The 17607-nt window shown below is 64.8% G+C and carries 17 protein-coding genes; 6 read left to right on the top strand and 11 right to left on the bottom strand.

The window, feature by feature from the left end:
* Nucleotides 1–3 precede the first annotated feature (3 nt).
* The 3 genes from ABIB78_RS03020 to ABIB78_RS03010 all read right to left on the bottom strand — a co-directional run bounded on the left by ABIB78_RS03020 (nt 4) and on the right by ABIB78_RS03010 (nt 2238).
* On the bottom strand, nt 4–579 hold the full coding sequence (locus ABIB78_RS03020) for a hypothetical protein (protein WP_429021544.1): 576 nt from the start codon (nt 577–579) through the stop codon (nt 4–6).
* A 54-nt stretch (nt 580–633) separates the two neighbouring features.
* Nucleotides 634–1584, bottom strand: a complete 951-nt coding sequence (locus ABIB78_RS03015; protein WP_429021234.1) for a S1 family peptidase — start codon at nt 1582–1584, stop codon at nt 634–636.
* Between the two features lie 195 nt (nt 1585–1779).
* Nucleotides 1780–2238 (bottom strand): GYD domain-containing protein, encoded by a 459-nt coding sequence (locus ABIB78_RS03010; RefSeq protein WP_429021232.1) that lies wholly within the window; start codon nt 2236–2238, stop codon nt 1780–1782.
* A 285-nt stretch (nt 2239–2523) separates the two neighbouring features.
* Here ABIB78_RS03010 and ABIB78_RS03005 point away from each other — a divergent pair, with 285 nt between their 5' ends.
* A complete protein-coding gene (locus ABIB78_RS03005; RefSeq protein ID WP_429021230.1) occupies nt 2524–3474 on the top strand; it encodes an aldo/keto reductase in 951 nt (316 codons plus the stop codon).
* A 207-nt stretch (nt 3475–3681) separates the two neighbouring features.
* Here the strand turns inward: ABIB78_RS03005 and htpX are convergent, their stop codons facing one another.
* Both htpX and ABIB78_RS02995 read right to left on the bottom strand, forming a co-directional pair.
* A complete protein-coding gene (gene htpX, locus ABIB78_RS03000; protein ID WP_429021228.1) occupies nt 3682–4614 on the bottom strand; it encodes a zinc metalloprotease HtpX in 933 nt (310 codons plus the stop codon).
* A gap of 250 nt (nt 4615–4864) precedes the next feature.
* On the bottom strand, nt 4865–6523 hold the full coding sequence (locus ABIB78_RS02995) for an ATP-binding protein (protein WP_429021226.1): 1659 nt from the start codon (nt 6521–6523) through the stop codon (nt 4865–4867).
* A gap of 184 nt (nt 6524–6707) precedes the next feature.
* Between ABIB78_RS02995 and ABIB78_RS02990 the strand changes: the two genes are divergently transcribed.
* The 5 genes from ABIB78_RS02990 to ABIB78_RS02970 all read left to right on the top strand — a co-directional run bounded on the left by ABIB78_RS02990 (nt 6708) and on the right by ABIB78_RS02970 (nt 11754).
* Nucleotides 6708–8063 carry a lytic murein transglycosylase gene (locus tag ABIB78_RS02990; protein WP_429021224.1) on the top strand — a complete coding sequence of 452 codons (1356 nt, stop codon included), beginning with the start codon at nt 6708–6710 and terminating at the stop codon, nt 8061–8063.
* 145 nt (nt 8064–8208) lie between these two features.
* Nucleotides 8209–8712 carry a DUF1993 domain-containing protein gene (locus tag ABIB78_RS02985; RefSeq protein ID WP_429021223.1) on the top strand — a complete coding sequence of 168 codons (504 nt, stop codon included), beginning with the start codon at nt 8209–8211 and terminating at the stop codon, nt 8710–8712.
* Nucleotides 8713–8810: 98 nt separating this feature from the next.
* The gene (locus ABIB78_RS02980) at nt 8811–9671 is read left to right on the top strand and encodes an SDR family NAD(P)-dependent oxidoreductase (protein WP_429021220.1); all 861 of its coding nucleotides are present in this window, start codon (nt 8811–8813) and stop codon (nt 9669–9671) included.
* An 88-nt stretch (nt 9672–9759) separates the two neighbouring features.
* Nucleotides 9760–10863, top strand: coding sequence for an alkene reductase (locus ABIB78_RS02975; protein ID WP_429021218.1), 1104 nt, complete (start codon nt 9760–9762; stop codon nt 10861–10863).
* Nucleotides 10864–10968: 105 nt separating this feature from the next.
* Nucleotides 10969–11754: a tetratricopeptide repeat protein gene (locus tag ABIB78_RS02970; RefSeq protein ID WP_429021217.1), complete on the top strand. Its 786-nt coding sequence runs from the start codon at nt 10969–10971 to the stop codon at nt 11752–11754.
* Here the strand turns inward: ABIB78_RS02970 and ABIB78_RS02965 are convergent.
* The 6 genes from ABIB78_RS02965 to ABIB78_RS02940 form a co-directional block, all read right to left on the bottom strand.
* Nucleotides 11743–12453, bottom strand: a complete 711-nt coding sequence (locus ABIB78_RS02965) for a hypothetical protein (protein WP_429021215.1) — start codon at nt 12451–12453, stop codon at nt 11743–11745. The genes ABIB78_RS02970 and ABIB78_RS02965 overlap by 12 nt on opposite strands.
* 171 nt (nt 12454–12624) lie before the next feature.
* Nucleotides 12625–14367 (bottom strand): ABC transporter substrate-binding protein, encoded by a 1743-nt coding sequence (locus ABIB78_RS02960; protein ID WP_429021542.1) that lies wholly within the window; start codon nt 14365–14367, stop codon nt 12625–12627.
* Between the two features lie 109 nt (nt 14368–14476).
* Complete coding sequence (locus ABIB78_RS02955; protein ID WP_429021213.1) at nt 14477–14803, bottom strand: DUF2160 domain-containing protein; 327 nt, start codon at nt 14801–14803, stop codon at nt 14477–14479.
* A gap of 9 nt (nt 14804–14812) precedes the next feature.
* Entirely contained in the window at nt 14813–15619 is an 807-nt protein-coding gene (locus ABIB78_RS02950) for a carbohydrate ABC transporter permease (protein ID WP_021075985.1), read from the bottom strand.
* The gene (locus ABIB78_RS02945) at nt 15619–16521 is read right to left on the bottom strand and encodes a carbohydrate ABC transporter permease (protein WP_429021208.1); all 903 of its coding nucleotides are present in this window, start codon (nt 16519–16521) and stop codon (nt 15619–15621) included. The genes ABIB78_RS02950 and ABIB78_RS02945 overlap by 1 nt, the downstream gene beginning before the upstream one ends.
* Entirely contained in the window at nt 16521–17606 is a 1086-nt protein-coding gene (locus ABIB78_RS02940; RefSeq protein WP_429021207.1) for an ABC transporter ATP-binding protein, read from the bottom strand. Before ABIB78_RS02940 ends, ABIB78_RS02945 begins: the two co-directional genes overlap by 1 nt.
* Between the last annotated feature and the right edge of the window lies 1 nt (nt 17607).

Genomic DNA, 17607 nt, shown 5'->3' with positions numbered 1-17607 from the left:
CGCTCAGGGTTTGCGCAGATTGAGCGAGAATCGCAGGTTGAGCGGCTGCAACATTTCCGGCGGCGGTGCCTCGCCGACATTGCCGCGCTTCAGGACCGTGCGCAGATCATCGGTCGCGCCCGCATCATTGAACGCGGGAAACGTGACGCGCTCGACGGTGCCGTCCGGGTTGAGCCAGGCGCGCACCACGAGCGTCGGCGGCGGCCCGTTCTCCTTGCCGGAATGCTCGATGACCCAGTTGCGGAAGCGATTGGCAACCGCCTCGTCGGCCGCAATCCATTCCTCGAACCGGTATTTGACCAGCTTGGCAAACTGCGCCCAGGACGGCGGCGCCTGTTCGGGATTGCGAAAGTTGAGGTCTTGGGCGTGGCCCGGCGCTGTCGAGAGGATCAGCAGGCCGAACGAGAGCACGAGCGTGCCCCGCAAGATGAGCATGGTTCTGGACAAGGGTTGACCGCAAACAGCAGGCTGACAGGACGACGCAAGAGCATCAACGCCGGCAGCAACCAAAGCATGATCCGGAAAAGCGTGAAGCGGTTTTCCGTCGCGACAAGCGCGAAGTGTTTGCGCGGAGATCATGCTCAACGGGAAGCTAAGCGCGATGACGATACAATCTCACCGCGCTTTAGTCGCTCATTGTTGCAGGCATGTGACGCGCGCCGAGATGCTGGCGGCGCGGTGCGCGCGTGATGCGGTGCCGCTCATCTGCGGCCGGTCGTCTTCCTGGAAGCGCACACCATGCGCGGCGAGAAAGGATTTGGCGTGCGCGGCATCGACCGCCAGCACGCGATCGATCGTGGCCCTGCGGCTCACCACGCCTTCGACCAGGCCACGCGAATCCAGCACCGGCGCACCGCTGGCGCCGAAGGTGACATTCGAACGCAGCACGAGGTGCTCGGGATCGCGCTGGGTGGTGTCGACGAACGCATTGCCGAGCGCGCCGCCACGCGCAAGCATCGGCTTCAGGCGGTCATACGCCTCGGCAAACACCATGTCGTTGGCGACCGACGCATTGGCGCGCGGGAATACCGCTGCAAGGCCCAGCGTGCGCGGGACCTTGATCAATGCAATGTCGGTCGTTGCCAGCGCTACCACGCGGGCCGCGACGGCCCGGCCCTCCTTGCTGACAACAATGCGGGCGCACTCCGCGACCGCATGGCGCGCGGTCAGCATGTGGCCGAGATCGTCCACAAAGAACGCGGTGCCGTCGAGCCGCTGGCTAATGGCCGGCGGGCCGGTGACATCGCGCGCCAGCGGCTTCGCAGCCTCCGTCTGTCGCACCGGTTGAAACAGGGAGAACGGCACCTGCGCCGCCGCCTGTTGCGGCGTGAAGTCATTGACGGCGCAGCCGACCGCGATACCACAGGCCAGCCGGACAATGCGGACAGCCAACCCCGCGCGCGCCGACGACCCGCGGCCTGAAACCGAAACCGTGTGATGCACCTTCAGACCCAAGCCCGCCCGCCCGACGCCGCGCAAGTCGCTTGCCGGCAACATCTGCACATACACCGCACTCTCTACTTCATTTCGCGCATGGTGGCGATCCTTGCCCGACGACATGCCGAGCGAGGTGGCGGACGTCATGCGACCGCACAACCGGCCGGGGCTTTACGAGCCGGCATGCGCGCGCGACATCCGCCCGAGCTACTGCCCACCATTGAACGCGCCCCGGATCAGCGGCGCGCAACGGCCCCCGCCTTCGCGCGGGACGCCTGGAAGCGCCGCCGCGCAAGAGAGGCAACAGCGTCAGATCGATCTGAGTTCTTGATCGTCCGCCTACTAACCGCCGGGCGGCGTGTAGGCAGCCTTGAGCTTGCTCGCGTGCTGCCGCACCACCTTGATCTCGTCCTGGGTGAACAGCCGGATCAGTTTCACATTCTGTACGGCGCCGGCCGCCACGACCACGCCGGTGATGGCGGGTGCGACCGTCGGATCAGGCACATCGAAGATCACCATCAGTCCGGGGCCATCGGCCGCCATGCTGTACATCGAAATCAATTTGCCGCCGGCCGCCTCGATCAACTTCTTGGCGGCCTCATAGCGATTGGTTGTCGGGTTCTCTATGATGTTGTTGATGGAACGTGGCGTGTATTCCCCTGAGAGGCAGAAATGCATGACAATCGCTCCCATTTGCTGGAATGAAAAAACATTCACCCGGACGCGCGGCCCAGGCAGAGCATTACGTACTGAAAAATGAGAAGAAGTGGCCTGCCGATGGCCCGTTGCGCTGCCGCTCATTCTCCGGAATTCGGCGTGACCGGTGGCAGCTCGCCTCGCAATCTACATCAGATGCCCGGCAAATGAAATCGCATTCCTGCGCCGCGATAAAATCGCTCGATGATCGACGCGGTACTGTACGGCAGCGCGCCTGACACACGAGCGAGCATGGCGTGTCGACGACCAACCCGAACCGACCTCAGCCGCACCATTGCATCACATCATGCGACCGGCACGGCGGCTTGCAAACAAGGTCGATCTGCCGCAGTGTCCGGCGCCTGCCATCAAGAACAAGCGAAAAAACTCATGAAGCATCGCCCGCTTGGCCGCTCCGGCCTCACCGTTCCTCCCCTGTGCTTCGGCTGCAATGTGTTCGGCTGGACGGTGGACGAGACATCGTCTTTCCGATTGCTCGACACCGTGCTCGATCAGGGGCTGACGTTCCTGGATACGGCGGATGTCTATTCACGCTGGGTGCCGGGCCATACCGGCGGCGAGTCCGAGACGATCATCGGCAAATGGATGAAGGCGCGCGGCAGCCGCAACCGCATCATCCTGGCCACCAAGGTCGGCATGGACATGGGAGGCGGCAATGTCGGGCTGAAGCCGGACTATATCGCGCGCGCGGTCGAAGACTCGCTGCGACGGCTGCAGACCGACACCATCGACCTCTACCAATCCCACAAGGACGATGAGACGACGGCGCAGGAAGAGACACTCGCGGCCTACGACAAACTGATCAAGGCAGGCAAGATCAGGGCGATCGGCGCCTCGAACTTTTCGGCCGAGCGGCTCAAGAGTGCGCTCGATATTTCCAAGGCCAACGGGCTTCCCCGCTACGAATGCATGCAGCCCGAATACAGCCTGGCGGAGCGGTCGAGCTACGAGGGCGCGCTGCAACGCGTCTGCGAAGAGAACGACGTCGGCGTGATCACGTTCTTCTCCCTCGCCGCCGGATTCCTGACCGGCAAATATCGCTCGGAGAGCGACTTCGCCAAGAGCCCGCGCGGTGCGCGCAGCATTCCGAAATACATGAATCCGCGCGGCATGCGCATCCTCGCGGGCCTCGACGAGGTCGCCGCCGAAACCCGCGCCGAGCCTGCCGCGGTCGCGCTCGCCTGGCTGATGGCGAAGCCGTCCATCACCGCGCCGATCGCCAGCGCCACCAGGCCCGAGCAGGTCGCAACGCTGGTTGCGGCGGCCCAGCTCGAGCTGAGCAAGGGTCAGGTCGAGCGGCTGGACGCCGCGAGCGCGTAGTGGAGGGCTCCACTTCACCTCGCCCCGCGTGCGGGGAGAGGTCGGAACGCATCGTTAGATGCGTTCCGGGTGAGGGGGAGTCTCCGCGAATGCAGCTGTCAACGCAATCAGCGGAGCCGGCCCCTCACCCCAACCCTCTCCCCGTAAGAACGGGGCGAGGGAGCACACCGCCTTCGCGGCTACAGTTCAAGCTAATCTCACCTCGCCCTAGTCCCACGGACCACGCTGGCCTGAGGCACCGCCCCACGGGCTGCGCGGCGGATAGCTGGCGCCGGCGGGGCGCGGCGCGGTCTGGGTGCCGAGCTCGGCGGCGAGCTGCTGGAGCGCGGCGATGCGGTTCGCGGTCGAGGGATGGGTGGCGAACAGATTGTCGACGCCGTGGCCCGACAGCGGGTTGACGATGAACATGTGCGCGGTGGCCGGATTGCGCTCGGCTTCCGTGTTCGGCACCTGATGCGCGGCGTTCTCGATTTTCGCGAGCGCGGACGCAAGCCACATCGGCTGGCCGACGATGCGCGCACCATAATTGTCGGCGGCGTATTCGCGGGTGCGGCTGATTGCCATCTGCACCAGCATGGCGCCGAGCGGCGCCAGGATCATCATCGCGATCGAGCCTATGATGCCGGGACCGTTGTTGTTGCGATTGCCGCCGAAGAACATGCCGAACTGCGCCAGCATCGAGATCGCGCCGGCGATCGTCGCCGTGATCGTCATGGTCAGCGTGTCGTGATGCTTGATATGCGCGAGCTCGTGCGCGATTACGCCGGCGAGCTCCTCACGGCTCAGCTGCTGCATTAATCCTGACGTGACGGCGACGGCGGCGTTCTCCGGATTGCGGCCGGTCGCGAACGCATTGGGCTGCGCCTCGTCCATCACGAACACGCGCGGCATCGGCAAGCTTGCGCGCTGCGCGAGCTCGGCGATGAGACTATACAGCTCGGGCGCCGAGCGCGCATCGACCTGATGGGCGCCGTACATCGACAGCACCATGCGATCGGAGTTCCAGTAGGTGAACAGATTTGTCGCAGCCGCGATGACCAGCGCGATCACGGCGCCGGTGCCGCCGCCGATCAGATAGCCGACCCCCATGAACAGGGCGGTGAGGCCGGCAAGCAGGAGCGCGGTGCGAACGTAGTTCATCGTGGTTCCCTGACGGCAGGCGAAATGCTGCCACAACTGACGCGGCTGAGGTAGGGATTTTGCCGCTGATGTCGCAAGGGGAAACCAGTGCGTCGCAGCGACGCGGCGCGGATTAACAATCGGTCATCAAACAGCTACTCGTAGCCCCGATGAGCCTGTAGCCCGCACGAGCGCAGGGACATGCGGGGACACCGCCTCGGATATCGCTTGCGCTGATCCGGGCTACGGGATTGCGCCTATTGTCGAGCTGCTACTCCGCCGGCTCCTGCTGCGTGGCCGCGGCCAGTTCCTCCTCGCGCAGCGCGACCCGCAGCATGCGCGCGAGCTGGGCGCGGCTGTAGGGCTTTGCCAGGAACAGGATGCCCTGCTCGAGCTTGCCGTCCTGGCCGATGGCGTCATCGGTGTAGCCCGACGTGAACAGCACGCGCAGGCCGGGCCGCCGCTTCTGCGCCTCGGTGGCGAGGTCGCGCCCGTTCATCGCACCGGGCATGATGACGTCGGTGAACAGCAGATCGACCGGCGTGCCGCTGTCGAACACGGCTAGCGCTTCGCCGCCATTGTTGGCCGACAGCGTCGTGTAGCCGAGACTCTCGATCTGGGTCAGGACATAGGAGCGCACCAGCCTGTCGTCCTCGACGACGAGCACGATTTCCTGCGCGCCGCGCACATCCGGCTGCCGCCGCTCGGGCACTACGGCCGGCGAGACCACCGCCGCGCACGGCAGATAGAGCATGACCCTGGTGCCGCGGCTGACCTGGCTATCGAGCACGATGTGGCCGTTGGACTGCTTGACGAAGCCGTAGACCATGCTCAGCCCGAGGCCGGTGCCCTTGCCGACGTCCTTGGTGGTGAAGAACGGCTCGAACACCTTGGCCAGATCGGCTTCCGCAATGCCTTGGCCGTTGTCGATCAGCGCGATCGCGACGTAGTCGCCGGCCGCAAGCCCATCATGGCCGTGCACGTCTGAAGGCTTCAGCTCGACTGTGCGGGTCTCGATCCGGAGCCGGCCGCCCTTCGGCATCGCGTCGCGCGCGTTCAGCGCGAGGTTGATGATCGCGGTGACGAGCTGGTTGGAATCGACCAGCGCGCGCGGCAGACTGGGCATCGGGCGAAAATCGATATCGACATGGTCGCCGATGGTCGGCCGCAGCAGCTCGATGGTGTCGACCATCAGCGCATTGACGTCGACATCGCTCGGCTGCAGCGGCTGCTTGCGCGCGAAGGCGAGCAGATGCCGCGTCAGCGACGCGCCGCGCTCGGCGGCGTCGCGGATCAGCGAGGTGATCTCGACCAGCTGGCGGTTGTGGGTGACCGCCTCGGACAGGATGTCGATGGTGCCGGTGATGACGGTGAGGATGTTGTTGAAGTCGTGCGCGATGCCGCCGGTGAGCTGCCCGACGGCTTCCATCTTCTGCGCCTGGCGGATCTTGCTCTCATTGGCCTCGGCCTCGCGGAAACGCTCGAGCAGGAATTCCGAGCGCTGACGCTGCCGTCCTTCCTCGGCGAGCGCGACATGCGCCTCGCGCAGCTGCGCCTCGGTCGGGATCGCCAAGATCCGCGGGATCAGCGGCCAGAGCAGGACCGCGGTGAAGATCGAGGCGATTGCGGTCAGCGCCTTGAGCAGGCCTTCGAGGCCGTAGATCGGCACCCAGAGCGTGGTGATCGAGAACACATGTGTGAGGCCGCAGGCGAGGATGAAGGCGGCGAACGGCCAGGCCATCCAGCCGAACTGGAAATCGCGCCGCTTGGAGACGAGGATCGCCAGCGCAAACGGGATCGAAAAATACGAAGCGGCAATGATTGCGTCTGAAATCACGTGGAGCCAGATCAGCTCCGGCTCCCACAACAGGCAGATGCCGTGTGGCGAAAACGTCGACGAATCCAAAAGACGCTCGAGAAAACTCCACATGGGTCCCTCCGGGCGTGATCGATCCGCCGACACCCCTGCCCGCGAATCACGGTCGATCATAGCGGCGGCTGTTCAACCTGCCGAAGCCCAATTGGTCTAAGACCGGCACCCCCGTTGTTGCCCGGTATCGGGCTGGTGTATGCAGGACGGGCCTTAAATCCCCTTCTCCCAGCCGGTGACATCGATGCCAGCATCTCCCCTTCGCGCCCCGATCATGATCGCAGCGATCGCGGGGGTGCTGGCGCTCTCCTCGCTTGCCTCCTCGCTTGCTTTGGCGCAGCAGCCGCTGCCCAATCCCGCAGGCGCCGCCCCGGTCAGGGCGCGCCCGGCCGCCGCAGCGTCGCCGAGGGCGGCGTCCTGCCACAACGGCCAGAGCTTCGATCGCTTCCTCGCCGAGCTGAAGCAGAAGGCGGTCGCCGCCGGCGTCTCGCTACGCACGATCGCGGAGGCCGCGCCCTACCTGGTTTACGACCAGGGCATCGTCAACCGCGACCGCGGCCAGCGCGTGTTCGGGCAGATCTTCACCCAGTTCGCCGGCCGCATGGCCGCGAACTATCGCATGCAGCAGGGCCAGCAATACATCCGGACCTATGCGGCTGCGTTCGCCCGCGCCGAGAAGGAATATAGCGTGCCGCCGGCGGTGATCGCCGCGTTCTGGGGACTGGAGAGCGATTTCGGCGTCCAGATGGGCAATCTGCCGACGTTGAAATCGCTGGTATCGCTGGCCTATGACTGCCGCCGCTCGGAAATGTTCCAGGGCGAGACCATCGCGGCGCTGAAGATCATCGAGCGCGGCGACCTGACGCCCGACGAGATGATCGGCTCATGGGCCGGCGAGCTCGGCCAGACGCAATTTTTGCCGACGCATTATTTCAACTACGCGGTCGACTACGACGGCGACGGCCATCGCAATCTCCTGCAGAGCGGCCCCGACGTGATCGGCTCGACGGCGAATTACATCGCCAACGGATTGAAGTGGCGGCGCGGCGAGCCGTGGCTGCAGGAGGTGCGCGTGCCGCAGGTCGCGACCTTCCCGTGGGACCAGGCCGACCTCACCATCAAGCTGCCGCGATCGAAATGGGTCGCGCTTGGCGTCACTGCCACCGACGGCAAGCCGCTCGCCAATGACGAGATGCCGGCCTCGCTGCTGCTGCCGATGGGCCGGATGGGTCCGGCGTTCCTCGCTTACCCAAACTTCGCCGCCTACACCGAGTGGAACAACTCGCTGATCTATTCGACCACCGCCGGCTATCTCGCCGGCCGCATCGCAGGCAGCCCGCCGATGCAGCGGCCGCACGCGCCGGTCGCGCAACTGCCGTTCAACGAGATCAGGGAGCTGCAGTCCCTGCTGGCGCGCGCCGGCTATGACGTCGGCAAGATCGACGGCGTGCTCGGCCAGGCGAGCCGCAGCGCGGTGAAGGCGATGCAGATGAAATACGGCCTGCCTGCGGATTCCTGGCCGACCGCGGAGCTCTTGGTGCGGATGCGCGGCGGCCGCACCCAGCCGGCCGCGGACGCCGCGATGCCGGCGACGCGGTAGGACCTCCCAATCAGGGTCCAGGACAAGCGCGGGAAATATTTGACCAAGTGTTACGGCTTCCCGCAGTTGTATTCTTCCAGCGCAGCCCCACTTGCAGCAACACCGTTCGGTCCATCCGGATTTTCATCAGAACAGGGAGCATCACATGTCCTTTTATGACGCCGTCGTCCCCGCCTATCTGCAGATCCTCAACAGCCTCACCGGCCTGCTGACCAAGGCCGAGGCGCATTGCGAGGCCAAGAAGATCGCGCCCGAGGTACTGCTGGGATCGCGGCTCTATCCGGACATGCTGCCGCTGACCAAGCAGGTGCAGCTGGTCTGCGACCACGCCGCAAGAGGCTGCGCGCGGCTGACGCATAGCGAGGTGCCGTCGACGCCCGACACCGAGACCAGCTTTGCCGAATTGAAGCAGCGGCTGGCCAGGACGGTCGACTATGTGAAGTCGTTCAAGCCGGAGCAGTTCGACGGCGCCGACGCCAAGGACGTCACCTTCCCGATTGGCGGCGATCGCACCATGACCTTGAAGGGTCAGCAATTCCTCAGCGCCTTCTCGTTCCCGAACTTCTACTTCCACGCCGTCACCGGGCACGGCATCCTGCGCCACAACGGTGTCGAGATCGGCAAGCGCGACTTTCTCGGCGTGAGCTGACGCGCTCGCGATCCATATTCCCCGCCGCGGGATTTTAGCCTCACGCGCGCGGCCGTGCTACTGCTCCCTGACAACAACAAGACGTCAGGGAGCACGCCATGTCGACCACAACCCACGCACCGAAAGCCATCGATCCGTCCGCCTCGCTACATGCCGAAGCGCTGGGACTGGCGAAGAACCACGGCCGCCTCGCCGGCCGGCGCATCATCGTGGTCGGTGCGGGACAGCGCACAACCGTGGATGAAGCGCCGCCGATCGGCAACGGCCGCGCCATGAGCGTGCTGTTCGCGCGCGAGGGCGCCTCGGTCGCGTGCCTCGACGTCAACAAGGACGCCGCCGACGACACCGTCGCGCAGATCAGCAATGAAGGCGGCAAGGCCTTCACCGACGTGGTCGATGTCTCAGACGTCGCGGCGATCGCGCCCGCGGTCGAACGCTGCGCACAAAAGCTCGGCGGGCTCGACGGGCTGGCGCTGAATGTCGGCATTTCCTCCGGCCTGTCACTGCCCGGGATGACTGCGGAAGCCTGGGACCGCGACTACGCCGTCAACGTCCGCAGCCACATGCTGTTCGCGCAGAAAGCGCTGGAGGTGATGGCGCCGGGCGGTGCGATCATCCTGATCTCGTCGATGGCGAGCCAGCGCGCCGGCGGCCGCAACCCGGCCTATGAATCCTCCAAGGCGGCGCAGATCGCGCTGGGCCGGGCGATCGCGCGGGCCGGCGAGGACAAGGGCATTCGCTGCAATGTGATCGCGCCCGGCTTCATGGATACGCCGATGGGCCGCGATGCCAGCCGCAGGCGATCGGACCGCGCCGTGACAGTGCCTTTCGGCCGCCAGGGCACCGGCTGGGAGGTCGCCTATGCTGCGCTGTTCCTGATCTCGAATGAATCCTCCTACGTGAACGCGCACACCTTGTTCCTCGACGCCGGCCACATGGGCGGAATCGTGCGTGGCTAGCCTGCAAGCCGGGCATATCCCGGGCCATTGCGCTCGTCGCGGCAATGCACAACTGTCTCTCATCCATCATTGTCTGGAACCAGTTCACATGAGCCAATCGACCAAACTTCTCGAGCCCTACAAGCTTGGCGCGCTGACGCTGCCGAACCGCTTCGTGATGGCGCCGCTGACGCGCAACCGCGCGGTGCCGCCCGGCATGGTGCCAAGCCCGCTCGCGGTTGATTATTACGGCCAGCGCGCCTCCGCCGGTCTTCTGATCACAGAAGCGAGCCAGGTCTCGCAGCAGGGTCAGGGCTATCAGGACACGCCCGGTATCTATTCGAAGGAGCAGGTCGAGGCCTGGCGCAAGGTCACCGATCGCGTGCATGCGCGCGGTGGCCGCATCTTCATCCAGCTCTGGCACGTCGGCCGCATCTCGCACACCTCGCTGCAGCCGAACGGCGGCGCGCCGGTGGCGCCGAGCGCGATCCGTGCCAAGACCAAGACCTTCGTGAACGGCACCTTCGCCGACGTGTCCGAGCCGCGCGCGCTCGAGCTGTCTGAAATCCCCGGGATCATCGAGGACTTCAAGCGCGGCACCGCGAACGCGCTGGCCGCCGGCTTCGACGGCGTCGAGATCCACGGCGCCAACGGCTATCTGCTCGACCAGTTCGCCAGGGACAGTTCCAACAAGCGCACCGACGTCTATGGCGGCGGAATCGAGAACCGCGCCCAGCTGATGCTGGAGGTCTCCAAGGCGGTCGCCATCGAGGCCGGCGCCAACCGCACCGGCATCCGCATCTCGCCAGTGACACCGGCCAACGACGTCTCCGACAGCAACCCGCAACCGCTGTTCGACTACATCGTCGACCAGCTCAACGCGCTGAAGCTGACCTATATCCACGTCATCGAGGGCGCGACCGGCGGCCCGCGCGACGTCGCACCGTTCGACTACGCCTCGCTGCGCAAGCGCTTCAAGCAGGCCTACGTCGCCAACAACGGCTACGACTTCGCGCTGGCGGAGACGGTGCTGGAGGCAGGTGCTGCCGACCTGATCGCGTTCGGCAAGCCGTTCATCTCCAACCCCGATCTGGTCGAGCGGCTGAAGACCGGCGCGCCGCTCAACGAGTGGGACAAGGCGACCTTCTACGGCGGCGGCGCCAAGGGGTACACCGACTATCCAACGCTGAAGGCGACCGAGGCGGCGGAGTAACATCATCTGAAGCAGCAGGCGATCCGGGGCGCATCAGCGCTCCGGATTGCTGGGCGGCATATCCTTTGCTCTAATGCAACCATGAAGGAGACCGCCCAAGATTTGGTGCGACGCGCGACCGCTGCGTTCAATGCGGGCCGACCGGACGAAGCGCAAACGCTCTGCGAGCGCGGCCTTTTGCGCCAGCCCGGCGAGCCGATGCTGAGCCATCTGCTCGCCGCCGTGCTGTTCGCCAAAGGCGAGATCGCGCCGGCCCGCACCCATGTCGAGACCAGCCTGGCGCGGCGCCCCGACAATGCCGCAGCGCGGTTGCTTGCGGCCCGCCTTGCCCGCAGCGGCGGTGAATTCGATGCGGCACTGACGCATCTCGACCGCGCCATCGCGCTCAAGCCGCAACGCGATGCCTTCGTCGAGAAGGCACGCACGCTGGAATTGGCCGCCCGCAAGACGCAGGCACGGGAGGCCTGGGAGGCGATCCTCGAGGCTATTCCGGAGCATCAGGAAGCCAACGCGCGGCTCGGCCGGCTGGCCTGGGAGGCTGGTGACCTCGCCGCTGCGGTGAGCCTGCTCGAGCGCGCTGTTGCGAGCGCGGCGCCGGCCTCAGTGTGGTTCGATCTCGGCGTGGCAAAGCAGGATTTGCGGGACCACGACGGCGCCGCACGCGCCTATCGCAAGGCGCTCGAGATCAAGCCGGATTACGCCGAAGCCGCGCTCAATCTGGGGATCACGCTGCAGGAGAGCGGCGAGCTCGACGCGGCGATGCAGGCCTTCGGGCAAGCCTATGCCTTGCGTCCACACCTGTTCGGATCGATCGCGATGGCACTGACCTCGGCCTCGCACGGCCGGCTGTGGCTCGATGAACGCGCGCTGCGTGCAGCGCTAGGTAACTAGCCGGCCGCGCTTGGCGCGGAAATGCTTGCGATAGACATTCGGCGCAGCCAGCACTTCACCGACGACTTTGGAATAGGCTTCGCGATGCGCGTCGTCGAAGGCTTCGAACACCAGTTCGGGAGCCTCGCGCGGCACCGCGAAGCATTGCACGACCGGCGTTCCCTTTGGCAGCACGCCGGCGAAATCAGGCTGCGTCCAGACCGCCGGGAAATTGATCCCGCCGTCGTGAAACCGGTCGGCATCGACCAGCCCCGAGATCATGCGGAACGGCAGGTCGTCGCGATTGACCGGATGGGTCGCGAACAGCGACCAGCCCGACTCGAGCTCGATGGTCCAGAAGCTGTTGAATTTCAGCGCAGCCTGCCCGTCGCCGAACGGCGCGCCGGCGAATTGCGCGGCGGGATGGAAGCTCAGCGGCGCGCGCGGATGGCCCCGCGTTGCGGGCTCCGGAATGTCCCAGTCCCAGGCGAATGCACCGCGCTCGATCCTGATATCGCAAGGCAGCGGGATCATGACCCCATGGGCCATCGCATCGACAAAGGGTGGGCATTGCTTGACGGTACGGATCTCGCGGTCGTGGATGTCGGAATGCGCCTTCGCCGGCATCGCGCGCAGCCAATCCGGCAAAGCAGTGCGGGCCGGAAACGGCCGGGGCAGATGATCGGCAAGCCGCGGGTCGCAGCGAAAAATCATGCGCATGGCGAAACTCCCCTGATCATGATGCGATGACAGGAGACGCATGATGATCTCATCGTTGCATTTGAGCACAATCCTGAACCGGCCTCCACAGACACCGATCCAGCAAAAAGGCCGGGATTGCTCCCGGCCTTTGCAGTTTGCGGATGGCGTGGGCTGGTACGCCTTACCGCCTTACTTCGCTTCGGCGCGCTTGGGCGGGCTCGCCGGCCACGACTTGATCAGCGTGTCGTAGTCGATCGTTTCGCCCTTCGGCTTCTCGTTCGCGAGCTTGCGCTGCGGAGCGATGGTGCCGTCCTTCTCGGCCTTCTTGTACCAGAACTCGGCCGTTTCCTTCTTGTTCAGCTTCGGTCCGCAGGCACCCTGCACACCGGACTTCTCAAGACGCTCCATCACCGAATCCTGGGCCGAGGCGAGCGCGTCCATCGCAGCTTGCGGCGTCTTCGCACCGGACGACGCATCGCCGATGTTCTGCCACCAGAGCTGGGCCAGCTTCGGATAGTCGGGCACGTTGTTGCCGGTCGGGGTCCACTGCACGCGCGCGGGCGAGCGATAGAACTCGATCAGGCCGCCGAGCTTCGGAGCACGCTCGGTGAACGACTTGTCCCAGATGTCGGATTCACGGATGAAGGTGAGACCGACCTGGCTCTTCTTCAAGGACGTCGTCTTGGAGACGATGAACTGCAGATAGAGCCAGGCCGCCTTGCGGCGGTCAACCGGGGTCGACTTCAGAAGCGTCGCCGAACCGACGTCCTGGTAGCCGAGCTTCATGCCGTCCTTCCAGTATGAGCCGTGCGGCGACGGAGCCATACGCCACTTCGGCGTACCGTCCGCGTTCATCACGGCAATCCCCGGCTTCACCATGTCGGCGGTGAAGGCGGTGTACCAGAAGATCTGCTGCGCGATGTTGCCCTGCGAGGGCACCGGGCCCGACTCGGAGAAGGTCATGCCCTGCGCCTGCGGCGGAGCATACTTCTTCATCCAGTCGAGGTACTTGACGATCGAGTAGACCGACGCCGGTCCGTTGACGTCGCCGCCGCGCTCGACCGACGAGCCGACCGGACGGCAGCCTTCCATGCGGATGCCCCACTCGTCGACCGGTAGGCCGTTCGGGAGGCCCTTGTCGCCGTTGCCGGCCATCGACAGCCAGGCATCGGTGAAACGCCAGCCGAGCGAGGGGTCCTTCTTGCCATAATCCATATGGCCGTAGACCTTGACGCCGTTGATCTCCTTGACGTCGTTGGTGAAGAACTCGGCGATATCCTCATAAGCCGACCAGTTCACGGGCACGCCGAGATCGTAGCCATACTTGGCCTTGAACTTGGCCTTGTAGTCCGGGTTGGTGAACCAGTCGTAGCGGAACCAGTAGAGGTTCGCGAACTGCTGGTCGGGCAGCTGATAGAGGTGACCGTTCGGTGCGGTCGTAAACGACTTGCCGATGAAGTCGTCGACGTCGAGCATCGGATCGGTGACGTCCTTGGCTTCGCCCTTCATCCACTCCGTCAGGTCGACGGCCTGGCCGTAACGGAAGTGGGTGCCGATAAAGTCGGAGTCGTTGATCCAGCCGTCATAGACGTTCTTGCCGGACTGCATCTGGGTCTGGATCTTTTCGACGACGTCACCTTCCTGGATGATGTCGTGCTTGACCTTGATGCCGGTGATCTCCTCGAACGCCTTGGCGAGCGTGCGGGATTCATATTCGTGGGTGGTCAGGGTTTCGGAGACGACGTTGATCTCCATGCCCTTGAAGGGGACAGCGGCCTTGATGAACCACTGCATCTCCTTCATCTGGTCGTCCTTGGAGAGGGTCGACGGCTGGAATTCGCTGTCGATCCACTTCTTCGCGGCCGCCTCGTCGGCGCGGGCCGGCGCGACAAGAGTGACCGATGCTGCGACGAGCGCGACCGCGCTGGTCATCGTCAAAAGCTTATCTTTAGTCATTGGTAAATGTCGCATGTGATTCCTCCGGTTGCAGCGACTAAATCCAGGCCCGGGTAGACCCCGGATCTGCTCTTCTTCGCGTTCTTCAGACGGTGCGAAAAATCACCACGGCTGAAAGAAGCGAAATTACCGTTCCGAGCCACAGGCTCGAAATCTCGACGCCCTCCCCGATCGGGAGGGTGAAAATCGGATCGGTGCCGACGAGGCCGATCCACAGCAGGTGGATCACCGCCGCCAGCACCAGCGAAACGAACAGACGGTCGCCGCGGGTGGTCGGAATCCGCAGCACGCCGACCCGCTCGGCCTCGGGATAGACCGCGGCGAGCCAGGTCATCACGCCGAGCGTCGAGGCGAGCAGCACGAAGAAGATCGCGGTCGGCAGCGTCCAGGCCATCCATGCGATGGATTCCATGAGTGCCTCCTAGACCCGGCCGAGCGCGAAGCCGCGCGCGATGTAGTTGCGGACGAACCAGATCACGAGCGCGCCCGGAATGATGGTGAGCACACCGGCCGCGGCAAGCAGGCCCCAGTCCATGCCGGCAGCCGAGACCGTACGCGTCATGATCGCTGCGATGGGCTTGGCCTGCACCGAGGTCAGCGTGCGCGCCAGCAGCAGCTCGACCCATGAGAACATGAAGCAGAAGAAGGCGGCGACGCCAATGCCGCTCGCGATCAACGGTACCAGGATCTTGATGAAGAAGCGCGGAAACGAATAACCGTCGAGGAAGGCGGTCTCGTCGATCTCGCGCGGCACGCCGGAGACGAACCCTTCGAGAATCCACACCGCCAGCGGCACGTTGAAGATGCAGTGCGCGAGCGCGACCGCCCACGGCGTATCGAACAGGCCGATCGCCGAGTACAGGTTGAAGAACGGCAGCGCGTAGACCGCCGCCGGCGCCATGCGGTTCGACAGCAGCCAGAAGAACAGATGCTTGTCGCCGAGGAAGCGGTAGCGCGAGAACGCATAGGCCGCCGGCAACGCCACCGCGATCGAGATCACGGTGTTGATGACGACATATTCCAGCGAATTGATGTAGCCGGAATACCAGCTCTCGTCGGTGAAGATGCGCCGGTAATGCTGCAGCGTCGGCGTGTGCGGCCACAGCGTCATCGTCGAGACGATCTCGGCGTTGGTCTTGAAGCTCATGTTGACGAGCCAGTAGATCGGCAACAGCAGGAAGATCAGGAACAACGCCATGATCAGGCGGCGGCCAGGGATCGAATGCATCACGCCGCTCCTCCCTTGACCGGACGCTCGGAGCCGGCATTGGTCATCACGGTGTAGAATACCCAGCACACGATCAGGATGATCAAATTGTAGACCAGCGACAGCGCCGCGGCCTTGCCGAGGTCGAACTGGCCGAGCGCGATCTTGACGAGCTCGATCGAGACGAAGGTCGTCGAGTTGCCGGGACCGCCGCCGGTGACCACGAACGGCTCGGTGTAGATCATGAAAGAGTCCATGAAGCGCAGCAGCACCGCGATCAGCAGCACGCGGTTCATCTTCGGCAGCTGGATCGCCTTGAACACCGCCCAGCGCGAAGCGCCGTCGATCTGCGCCGCCTGGTAATAGGCATCGGGGATCGACTTCAGGCCGGCGTAGCACAGCAGCGCGACGAGGCTGGTCCAATGCCAGACGTCCATCACGATCACGGTGACCCAGGCATCGACCTCGTTGGAGACGTAGTTGTAGTTGAAGCCGAGGTGGTTCAGCACATAGCCGAGCAGGCCGATATCGGGCCGGCCGAAGATCTGCCAGATGGTGCCGACCACGTTCCACGGAATCAAAAGCGGCAATGCGAGGATGACGAGACAGACCGCGACGCTCCAGCCCTCGCGCGGCATCGACAGCGCGACGATGATGCCGAGCGGCACCTCGATCGCAAGGATCACGGCGGAGAAGAACAGGTTGCGGCCAAGCGAAGCCAGGAAGCGACCACCGAGATCGGTCGAGGGATCGAGCAGCTCCTTGAACCAGCCGACGCCGTTCCAGAAGAACTGGTTGTTGCCGAACGTGTCCTGCATCGAATAATTCACGACGGTCATCAGCGGCAGCACCGCCGAGAATGCGACCACCAGGAACACCGGCAGCACCAGGAACCAGGCCTTCTGGTTGATGGTCTTGTCCATCACGCGACCCCTTCGACCAAAGCACTGTCGGCATAGACGTGGACGTAGGCGGGATTGAAGATCAGGCCGGCGGTATCGCCGGAGACCGAGAAGCCCGGCGGCACGCGCGCCGCGAGCTTGGTGTTGCCGACACGAACGCGGGCGAACTGGATGCGGCCGAGATCGTCGATCCGCTCGATGGTGGCCGACAGCAGCCCCGACGCGGGCGCCGCGATGTCGACGAATTCCGGCCGCACGCCGATCTCGATCTTCTTGCCGGCCGGCAGAACGCCGTAGTTGCGACGCAGGCCGATGACGTGGCCGTCGATCCGCGCCTCGTGGCCACTGACCTCGGCGGGCACGATGTTCATGCCGGGCGAGCCGATGAAATAGCCGACGAAGGTGTGCGCCGGCTTGTCGAACAGCTCGGCCGGCGTACCGCTCTGCACCACGCGGCCGTCATGCATGACGACGACGGTATCGGCGAAGGTCAGCGCCTCGGTCTGGTCGTGGGTGACGTAGATCATCGTGAGGTCGAGCTCGCGATGCAGCGCCTTCAGCTTGGAACGCAGCTGCCACTTCAGCTCGGGATCGATCACCGTCAGCGGCTCGTCGAACAGGACGGCGGCGACGTCGGAGCGCACCAGGCCGCGGCCGAGCGAGATCTTCTGCTTGGCGTCGGCGGTGAGCCGCGTCGCCTTGCGTTTCAGATACGGTGTGAGGTCGAGCAGGTCGGCGATCTGCTTGACCCGCGCATCGACTACGGCCTTCGCGATGCCGCGGTTCTTCAGCGGGAAGGCCAGGTTCTGGCCGACCGTCATGGTGTCGTAGATCACCGGGAACTGGAACACTTGCGCGATGTTGCGCTTCTGCGTCGACAGCGGGGTGATGTCCTTGCCGTCGAACAGGATCTTGCCGCGCGACGGCGTCACGATGCCGGAAATCAGGTTGAGCAGCGTGGTCTTGCCGCAGCCGGACGGCCCGAGCAGCGCATAGGCGCCGCCCTGCCGCCAGGTCATCGTCACCGGCTTCAGCGCAAAGGATTCCGGCGGCGCATCGTTGCCGCTGTAGGATTGCGCGAGATCGACGAGGTCAATGCGGGCCATC

Source organism: Bradyrhizobium sp. I1.14.4, assembly GCF_050435825.1.
Taxonomy (GTDB): Bacteria; Pseudomonadota; Alphaproteobacteria; order Rhizobiales; family Xanthobacteraceae; genus Bradyrhizobium.
Note: the sequence above shows the minus strand (reverse complement) of the source record. Positions and strands in the feature narration are given on the sequence as shown.